This is a genomic window from Phytoactinopolyspora endophytica (assembly GCF_004138495.1).
Classification (GTDB): domain Bacteria; phylum Actinomycetota; class Actinomycetes; order Jiangellales; family Jiangellaceae; genus Phytoactinopolyspora; species Phytoactinopolyspora endophytica.
This window is the reverse complement of record NZ_ML142862.1, coordinates 194,637-203,337: the sequence shown is the minus strand read 5'-3', so window position 1 is coordinate 203,337 and position 8,701 is coordinate 194,637. Positions and strand designations below refer to the sequence as shown.

Sequence of the window (8,701 nt, the reverse complement as noted above, 5' to 3'; positions counted from 1 at the left end):
GCCTCCACAACGTGGAGGCCGTGCTCGGCGCGGCCGGCATGTCCCTCGCGGACCTCGTCCGGCTCAACGTCTACACCACCGACGTCGATCTGCTTTTCCAGCACTACGGCGTGCTGGCGTCGCGGTTGGGCGCCGTCGCGGTGGCTCCGACCACCACACTGCTCGGGGTGACACGGCTGGCGATCCCCGGCCAGATGGTCGAGCTCGAAGGGACCGCCGTCGCGTGAGGCGAGAGTAGCGGGCACGTTCGGCGCGCTCACTGACCGGGAGATCCAAGGCAATGTACTCGGGTGGGGAGCGCCCAGAACGAGAGCGAGGTCCGAACTCCGACCGAGGCGATTCCTCAGTCGAAGTCCGGACCTCGCGCCTTTGGGTGACCGACGGGACTTGAACCCGCGACTTCCTGGACCACAACCAGGTGCTCTACCAACTGAGCTACGGCCACCATGACGCACCTTCCACGAAGGTGCGGCCCGACAAGTATACGGCCTCGAGCGGGCAGCTCGTTACACGGTCGCTGCGCCGTCGGAAATCGAGGTCGCCGCGCTGCGTGCCGTGTCGCTGTCTGGGCCTGGGAGCGGCACGAACACGGTCTGCCGGTAGTAGCGTAGCTCGTTGATCGAGTCCTGGATGTCGCCCAGCGCGCGGTGGTTGCCCGTCTTGTCCGGACTGGCGAAGTAGACGCGTGGGTACCACCGGCGCACGAGCTCCTTGATCGAGGAGACGTCCACGTTGCGGTAGTGGAGCCAGCCTTCCAGCTCAGGGAGGTCGCGTGCCAGGAAGAGCCGGTCCATGTGGACGGTGTTGCCGGCCAGCGGTGCCTTGACCGGTTCCGGCACGTACGTCTTGATGTAGTCGAGCGCTCGCTGTCGCGCGTCGTCCATCGTCGTCCCCTGGTGGAGCTCGTCGAGCAACCCGCTCTCGGTGTGCATGTCGCGGACGACGGCGTCCATCTGCTCGATCGCTTCGTTGGGAGGGCGGATCACGATATCGACACCGTCGCCGAGCACGTTGAGCTCACCGTCGGTGACCAGTACGGCTATCTCGATCAGCGCATCGCGTTTCAGATCGAGGCCGGTCATCTCACAGTCGATCCATACAAGCCGGTCCTTGTTCACGGCGCCAACGATACGTCGCCCGGCGCGGATCTCATCGTTTGCGCCTGCGCCCGCGACTGCCCGCGTGTCGGGATCGTCCATGCGCCGGGCCTTCGACCGTGCCCGGCTCGGCGTTCTCGGGGGAGCCGTCGTCGGGTTCTACGGCATCCGCTACGTCGTCGTACTCAGCAGGTTTCGGGCTGTGCCGCTCGCCTCGTCGTCGCGGCGGGGTCTCTTCGGTCCGGCCGTCGTCGGGCTCGGAGCGGTCGCCCGTGGGCTCGGGTGGTTGCTGGCGGGTGCGCGAGGAGCTGAAGACGAGGACGCCGATCAGTAGCAATGCACCACCGATCACCGTTGCCACCTGCCACCGTGGCTGTCCCGCCACTACCAGTAGGGTGGCGGCGACCAGCGCGGCGAGGATGCCGTACACCGCGACCTCGGCTACCGACGGTAGCGTCGGCTCAGGGGTGCGTCGAGCGGTCCGGCGGCCTCGTCCGGCGGGGCGGCGTCTCGGCACCATGGTGGATTCTTATCAGAGCGCGTGCTCCCGCGATACACCGACCTGGGCCTCGATCGACGGCCGTGGCGGTGAGACATCGAGGTCAGCGTGGATGTGGATCATTTCCGGGCAGGTGTTTTCGCCGACACCTTCCTCGGGGCCGTGAACGACGACCTCGGCCGGGCGCTTGAGGTCGAACCCACGCGGTCCTGACAAAGCCTGCGATACCTCGCATCGCAACGTCCAAGCCTGTGGCATGCACGAGCCAGGGACGCGCCTGTTCACTATACTTTTGATCTCGGCTGACGAGGAGGGCTATCCGCCATGGGGCAGCTGACCACGGACGAGCCAGGCGATTACACCGTCGCGCTTACGGGTGTCACCGGAAAGACCGGAAGCCTGATCGCGGCCGACGCGCTCGCACGCGGCTGGCGAGTCCGCAGCTTGGCGAGGCGGATGCCGGCCATGGGGGAGTGGTACCGGATGGACTGGGACGACTGCTCGTCCTGGTGGCCGGGGTTCGCGGGTTGTGACGCCGCCTACGTCCTGATCCCGTTCAACCACCCCGGCGCGGCGGAACGTACCCCTGACGTGTTGCGTATGGCCGCCGATTCTGGTGTGCGTCGCATCGTGTTGCTCTCGTCCCTCGATGCAGACGGCGCGCCCGCCGGTGATCCGCTCACCGAGGCCGAGGACGCCCTCGTGCGCCTCGATGTTGACTGGGCAATCCTGCGACCGACATGGTTCATGGAGAACTTCTCGGTGGGCTCGTTCGGGGCCATGGTCCGCGAGGGTTGCCTGAGACTGCCCGCCGGGGATGGGCGCATCCCGTTCGTTGCAGTGCATGACGTCGCCCAGGTCGCGGTCGCAGCGCTCACGCCCGACGGCCCACGAGGGCGTCTGCCGCTTACTGGGCCCGAGGCTGTGACGCACGCCCAGGTCTGCGATGCGCTCTCTGCGGCGATCGGCCAACCAGTGCGCTGGTCACACGCGAGCCCCGAGGAGTTCACCACCCTGATGAAGGTCCGCGGGTTCTCCGAGGAGTACACCCGGTTCCTCATCGCTGCGCTCGACGACGTCCGCACCGGCAGGTTGATCATCCCGGTGACAGACATCGTTACCCGGATCACCGGCAACCCCGCTATATCCCTGGAGCATTTCGCCTCAGAGATGGCCGCGACGAGGGTTGGCGAGGGAAGCTGATGCTGCGAAACACGCGATCTTGAGCCTGCGGGCCGTCGTTCGGCTCCCTTCATTCCCTGGCTTTCCGCCGTCCGTCACCGGGCTGGCAGCCTGGTGAGCCGGAGCTGGATTCGTCCTCGTACCTCCGCTGGCGGGCATTACAGTCAACTGACAGATGCCGTAGTGCATGGGATGACGGCATCGTTGCGTTACGGCAGAGAGCGTTCGCGTTGCTGACGCGTCGACCAGTACGTCGCAATCCACGAAAGCCCTGTGGAAGGTGTCGTGATCGACGCATATGCAGATGTGCCGGGCATCCCGGGCCTCACAGCATGCACGGCGCACTGTCCCGGCAGGAAGGAATTCATCCATGATCCCGAGCGTGGCAGGCGTCCCGGTTCCGGAGGACGAGGTCAAAGCCATCGTCGAGCTGGTCGCCACCGTCGAGCATGCCCAGCACAACGCCCTTCCGACGAGAGCGTGTGCGGGCTTCCTCTATGGCGGCACCCAGAAGCCGCTTCCCAATGCCGGCACCGCTCGCCGGCGCATCCTCGGGCTATGCCCGCCGTACCGTCGTCATTCGCTGCCTTTTCGTCACGAGTCGCTTTGCGGTACGAAGGCGAGTGCTTCGATCTCGACAAGGACCTCAGGCCGGGCGAAGCCGGGAACTTGTAGAACCGTGATCGCGGTTGGGTGCGGGCACCAGACCTCGGCTGCAGCCTGGTATCCGGCGGTCACGTCAGCGCCGGCTTGCAGGTAGATGGTGAGTTTGGCGACGTGGCTCTGGTCGGCGGCCGCCTAGCGTTCGTCGCCACTGCCGCCGATCACCCCTCGCTTCTGCCGGTCGGCAAGTTTCGCGATGTTGTGCTTAGCGACATCCTCAAGCGCTAGATCGAAGTAGTCTGCAATAACAGCGACGTACCAAAGCGTGTCACCGAGTTCCTTCTTGACATCCTCGGTATCCCACTGAGAAAAATCGCTGCCTTTATCACGAACGATCTTCTTCGCCTTTTCAGCGATCTCGCCCGTTTCACCCACGAGGCCGAGCAGGAGGTGAAACAACTCATTATGTTTGTCTCGTGGGGCAGCAGTGCGAAGCGCTGCTCGCTGATAATCATCCATGGTCATTGCCATAATATTAACGGTGTTGCGGCTCCAGCCAGGTGGCAGATAATGGCGCGGAGGCTGTGGCCCTTGGCGAGGAGGTCGTGGACCCGCTACTGGGCGAAGTACGACCGCAACCGCTTGGCATAGATCTGGCGCTCCGCAAGAGTGGCCCAACCGGGTCGAGGTCGCGACCGGTAGAGCTCGTCTCCCTCGTAGCGGGGGAACACGTGGACGTGCAGGTGCCAGACTTCCTGGTCGCCGGCCGGCTCATTGTGCTGACGGGTGGAGACGCCGGCGCACCCGTAGGTCTCACGGATCGCGATGGCGACCTCACGTACCAGGTCTCCCACAGCCCGATACGCGTCAGCGGAGATGGAATACAGGTTCTCGTGGTGGCTCGTCGGGACGACGAGCACATGTCCGGGGTTGTTCGGCCACCACCGCGGCGAAATGAAGGCTGCCGCGTCGTCGGTGCGGCGAACGATGTCCTCGGGAGCGGAGATCCCGTCTGCCTTGCCGGCCAGGCGATCACAGAACGGACATCGGTAATCGGTTGGTTCATACGTGATCTGCATTGGGTGACCGTAGCCGATCAGATGTCGATCTTCGTTTGGTAGCTTCGCTTCGCCAACGGCGAAACCTACTGTACCGGTACCGTCGGACCGCCGTCATGGTTGTGAGACCGCATCGTCCGCGACCGCCGACGCCCGGACGATTGACTAGATGATTGCTTCCAAGGCGGGTCAGTGAGCTTCTTCAGCGGTGCCGCTCCAGGGTGAGTACGGCTTTGGCGATTGACGTCATGCGGTTCGGGCTGCAGCGGGCGTGACGGAAGATCCGCCAGGACTTGAGGCGGGCGACGCCACGCTCGGCCGGGGCGCGGTCAGACCTGCGCCTGGCCTCCGTCGACGAACCAGTCGACGCCGTTGACGAAGCTGGAAGCGTCCGAGGCCAGGAACGTCGCCACGGCGGCGATCTCATCCGGGCGGCCGATCCTGCCGAGCGGCACCTGCGAGGCGAGCTGGTGGTCCGGACCTACGGCGCCGATCAGGCCCGGGGTCTCGGTCGGGCCGGGGCTCAGCACGTTCACCCGGAACTTCCGTTCCTGCGCGCCGAGCGCCCAGCTGCGCACCAGGTTGCGCACCGCTGCCTTCGATGCGCCGTAGATCTCCAGGCCCGGTTCGGGGCGGCGGGCGCTGGTCGATCCGGTCACTACGATCGAGGCACCGTCCGACAGCAGGGGCAGCGCCTTCTGGACGGTGAAGATCGTGCCCTTCACGTTCGTACCGAAGGTGGCGTCGATGGCTTCCTCGGTGATCTCACCGAGACGCTGAGGGACAGCGCTGCCGGCGTTGGCGACAAGCACGTCGATGCGGCCCGCCTCCTCGCGCACGACCGAGTAAAGGTCGTCGAGGTCCGTCTGTACCGAAACGTCGGTCCGCACACCGGTGGCCGCCGGCCCGATCTCAGCGACGGCCGCGTCGAGCGGCTCCTGACGGCGACCGGCCAGGAACACCCGTGCCCCCTCCGCGGCGAACCGCCTGGCGATGGCCAGCCCGATGCCGCTGTTGGCTCCGGTGACCACAGCCACCTTGCCTGCTAGTACTTCCGTCATCACACGCCCACTCCTCAATTCTTGACTGGTTCGTCCATAACGCTAACCGTTATGGACGAACCAGTCAAGAATGGCTAAGCTGTCCCCATGGCACGACCTAGGAAGTTCGACGAGCAGCAGGTACTGGACACTGCCCGGGAGCGGTTCTGGTCGGGTGGGTACGCCGCCACGCGCATGGAAGACATCGCCGAGGCAACAGAGCTCGGCAAAGGCAGCCTGTACGGCGCGTTCGGCGGAAAGCAGGCGATGTTCCACCGCGTGTTCGACGATTACTGCGGCTCTGTCGTCGAGGCGGTGAGCCGGCAGCTGTGCGGCAACGACGCGGACGCCTACGCGCGGCTGTCCGCCCACGTGTACGCGGTGGCGGCGGCGACTGCCGCAGACACCGCCCACCGTGGATGTCTGTTGGCCAAGGGCGCCGCCGAGTTAGCCGAACACGACGAAACGGTGGCCAAGCGAGCGCGCGCGACCATCGAGGCGCTGCAGGCGCTACTAGAGGGCGACATCGCAGCCTGTCAGCGCAATGGCGATATTGCCGCGGACGCGGATCCGGGAAAGCTGGCTGCGCTAGTGCTCGCCGTACTGCGCGGCATTGAAGCGCTGGGCAAGGCCGGAGCGAGCGAGGAGACGCTGACCGACATAGCCTGCACAGCCCTTGCTGTACTGCCCCGCCCCGCTCACTGAGCTTCTTCAGTCTGGCCACCGGTCGGGAGATGGCCGAGGACGCGTGACAGGCGAGACCCCGCAGGTTGTTGGTGGAGATGTCTGACGTCCCAACCAAGCAGCCCAGGGGCCTCGTTGATCATCTATCCTAACGTCATGTACGACAGGTTTCTTGGTGTCTGAAGACGGTATAGAAACTGGTCCCCGTGCTGGTCAGCGCGCCCGGAGGGACTCGAACCCCCGACCAAGAGCTTAGAAGGCTCCTGCTCTATCCAACTGAGCTACGGGCGCCGGCAACCGATGACCGCTTGGGACGGTCCTATTGTGACCGATCCGGGTCTCACTGCGCAGCTCGGCTGAGGCCCTCGACGATCTCGGCCCCCGTCCACGCCGCCAGCTGGTCGCCTGGGACAGCGAGCTTCGACCGGCGCAGCCCGCTGCCGATCACAGCGTACGGTAGCGCGGCGACGGCCGGGTCCACCAGGATCGGCCAGGTTTCCGGGAGGCCGAGCGGCGTGATCCCGCCGTACTCCATGCCGGTCGCGGCTACGGCGTCGTCCATCGGCAGGAACGACGACTTGCGCGCGTCCAGCCGGCGCCGCACGACGTTGTTCACGTCCGCCCGCATCGTCGCGAGCACCATGCAGGCGGCGACGCGCTGCTCGCCGCTGCGCTTTCCGGCCACGACCACGCAGTTCGCCGAGATCTCGAGCGCCACGTCGTACTCCCGGCAGACCTCTGCGGTGTCGGCCAACGCTGGATCGATCTCGGCGACGAACGCCTGGACGTCTTGGTGCTTCGTCAGCGCGGCGTGGACCGGTTCGGCCAGCAAGTCGGGGCGCTGTACCGCCGGCTGTGTCGGGAGCCGGCCGATGTGTGGTGCGGTCATGCGGATCCTCCGGGCAACACGACGCCCCCTCGTACCGTGATGAGCAGTGCCCGGTGGGGGTACGAGGAGATCTACGTCACATGATCATTTACAGTACGTCAATGGGAGTAGATCGGGACGACCATGCCGCGTCCGAGAGTGTGGAAGGCAAGGTTGAACGAGACGACGGCCGGCGTGGCGTCGGGACTCACACCTTCGACCCGCAGCGACGGCACATCCACCGCGTGCACCACGAAGAAGTACCGGTGCGGCACATCTCCCTGCGGCGGGGCAGCTCCGGAGTACCCGTGGGCTCCGGTGTCGTTGCGGACCGAGAACGCGCCGTCCGGCAGGCCGAGACCGTCGGCAGCTCCGGCGCCGCGGGGCATCTCTGTGATGCTCGCCGGGATGTCCGCCACTACCCAGTGCCAGAAGCCGCAGGGCGTCGGCGCATCCGGGTCGAAACAGGTCACGGCGTAGCTCTGCGTGCGCTCAGGGGCACCGGACCATCGCAGATGCGGCGAGAGGTTGTCCCCGGACATTCCCCAGTCGTTGAAGAGGAACTCGCCGGCGAGGCTGTCACCGTCGTGGACGTCATCGCTACTTACGTCGAACGCGGCGACGGGCGGCAGCAATTCGTATGGATCGGGGGCGGTTGGCCGCTTGAGCGACATAAGATCCTCCAGAGTGTTGTCAGAGTCCGTAGCGACGTTAGTGCAAACATGTCTGTGTGGTACAACCATCTGGTCCGGGCGTGTACGGCGCGCTGAGCGCAGTGCGTCGCCTACTGGGTGAGCTGGAGTTTCCCTTCGAGTCCGCTAGCGCTGCGGCAGTGCGCCGTCAGCGCGACGACCTGTTGACTCTGCTGGATCTCTACCTGCTCCCGCGTATGGAACAGACGGATGCGCCGCTGCTGGTGACGGTGGGAGGCCCGACGGGATCGGGTAAGTCGATCTTGGTCAACGCTATCGTCGGGGAGATCGTGACAGCTCCTGGAGCGCTCCGGCCGACCACTCGGATACCCGTGCTGATCCACCATCCCGATGACACGCAGTGGTTCACGTCGGGCGAGCGTGCAGGCTGGTTCGGCAGCGAGTACGCGCTGATCGAGCGGTTGCCGGACGACCGCGTCCCGGCGGGCATAGCGCTGCTCGACGCGCCGCCGCTCGACCCGGTCGCCTCTGCCATCCGGGTGCCGGCCATCGAGTCGGTGACCGCGGCCGACCTCTGGTTGTTCACCACGACGGCCTCACGTTACGCCGATGCGGCGCCGTGGACGTTGCTGGGTACGGCAGCGGAGCGCCGGATGTCCGTCGTCGTGGTGCTCAACCGGGTACTGGGCGGTGCCGTGAACGAGATCAGGTCCCATCTTGCCGGGTTGCTTGCGGCTCGAGACCTCGGAAACGCGCCCTTGCTGACCGTGGAGGAGACTGAACTGGACAGCGCGGGCATGTTGCCGTCGTCTGCGGCAGAGCCGGTCACCCGGTGGTTCGTAGAGCTGGCGGGAGACGAGGACGCCCGCGCGGCCGTGATCGCGCAGACGGTGGACGGTGCGATCGACGCCATGTTGCGCCGCATCGGAGCCGTTCTGGCCGAAGCTGAGGAGGACACGTTCGATGACGCCACGCGTACGGCTCTGGTCAGCGCGATGACCGATGTGCGACGCGCCC

General features: G+C 65.9%; 11 protein-coding genes, 2 tRNA genes and 1 pseudogene. 5 read left to right on the top strand and 9 right to left on the bottom strand.

Translation table 11 applies throughout. The annotated features are described in order from the left end of the window. The coding region (locus ELR45_RS41410; protein ID WP_240760099.1) for a RidA family protein at positions 1 to 227 on the top strand (227 nt) is incomplete at its 5' end. Positions 228 to 372: 145 nt separating this feature from the next. Here ELR45_RS41410 and ELR45_RS24140 read toward each other — a convergent pair. Continuing rightward, a tRNA-His gene (locus ELR45_RS24140) sits at positions 373 to 445 on the bottom strand. A gap of 61 nt (positions 446 to 506) precedes the next feature. Further along, entirely contained in the window at positions 507 to 1,118 is a 612-nt protein-coding gene (orn, locus tag ELR45_RS24135; protein ID WP_240760098.1) for an oligoribonuclease, read from the bottom strand. Positions 1,119 to 1,197: 79 nt separating this feature from the next. Between orn and ELR45_RS35745 the strand changes: the two genes are divergently transcribed. Then, entirely contained in the window at positions 1,198 to 1,431 is a 234-nt protein-coding gene (locus ELR45_RS35745; protein WP_165368063.1) for a hypothetical protein, read from the top strand. A gap of 489 nt (positions 1,432 to 1,920) precedes the next feature. Then, on the top strand, positions 1,921 to 2,799 hold the full coding sequence (locus tag ELR45_RS24125; protein ID WP_129668617.1) for an NAD(P)H-binding protein: 879 nt from the start codon (positions 1,921 to 1,923) through the stop codon (positions 2,797 to 2,799). A gap of 777 nt (positions 2,800 to 3,576) precedes the next feature. On the opposite strand, the gene ELR45_RS24115 is transcribed toward ELR45_RS24125, so the two are convergent. From ELR45_RS24115 to ELR45_RS24100, 4 genes and pseudogenes are all read right to left on the bottom strand, one after another. After that, a complete protein-coding gene (locus tag ELR45_RS24115) occupies positions 3,577 to 3,906 on the bottom strand; it encodes a nucleoside triphosphate pyrophosphohydrolase family protein (RefSeq protein WP_129668650.1) in 330 nt (109 codons plus the stop codon). Positions 3,907 to 3,995: 89 nt separating this feature from the next. Beyond that, positions 3,996 to 4,460, bottom strand: a complete 465-nt coding sequence (locus ELR45_RS24110) for an HIT family protein (protein ID WP_129668615.1) — start codon at positions 4,458 to 4,460, stop codon at positions 3,996 to 3,998. 181 nt (positions 4,461 to 4,641) lie between these two features. Further along, positions 4,642 to 4,770 (bottom strand): annotated as a pseudogene (locus tag ELR45_RS24105) (IS5/IS1182 family transposase); the annotation flags it as partial. Further along, entirely contained in the window at positions 4,769 to 5,500 is a 732-nt protein-coding gene (locus ELR45_RS24100) for an SDR family NAD(P)-dependent oxidoreductase (protein WP_129668613.1), read from the bottom strand. The pseudogene ELR45_RS24105 and the gene ELR45_RS24100, both read right to left, overlap by 2 nt. An 87-nt stretch (positions 5,501 to 5,587) precedes the next feature. On the opposite strand from ELR45_RS24100, the gene ELR45_RS24095 reads away from it, so the two are divergent. Beyond that, a complete protein-coding gene (locus ELR45_RS24095; RefSeq protein ID WP_129668612.1) occupies positions 5,588 to 6,184 on the top strand; it encodes a TetR/AcrR family transcriptional regulator in 597 nt (198 codons plus the stop codon). A 196-nt stretch (positions 6,185 to 6,380) separates the two neighbouring features. On the opposite strand, the gene ELR45_RS24090 is transcribed toward ELR45_RS24095, so the two are convergent. The 3 genes from ELR45_RS24090 to ELR45_RS24080 all read right to left on the bottom strand — a co-directional run bounded on the left by ELR45_RS24090 (position 6,381) and on the right by ELR45_RS24080 (position 7,705). Continuing rightward, positions 6,381 to 6,454: transfer RNA gene (locus ELR45_RS24090), tRNA-Arg, on the bottom strand. A 49-nt stretch (positions 6,455 to 6,503) separates the two neighbouring features. After that, a complete protein-coding gene (locus ELR45_RS24085; protein WP_129668610.1) occupies positions 6,504 to 7,052 on the bottom strand; it encodes a YbaK/EbsC family protein in 549 nt (182 codons plus the stop codon). A 98-nt stretch (positions 7,053 to 7,150) separates the two neighbouring features. After that, complete coding sequence (locus ELR45_RS24080; protein WP_129668608.1) at positions 7,151 to 7,705, bottom strand: YbhB/YbcL family Raf kinase inhibitor-like protein; 555 nt, start codon at positions 7,703 to 7,705, stop codon at positions 7,151 to 7,153. A gap of 56 nt (positions 7,706 to 7,761) precedes the next feature. On the opposite strand from ELR45_RS24080, the gene ELR45_RS35740 reads away from it, so the two are divergent. Continuing rightward, positions 7,762 to 8,701: GTPase domain-containing protein (locus ELR45_RS35740; RefSeq protein WP_165368062.1), on the top strand; the 940-nt coding region annotated here is incomplete at its 3' end.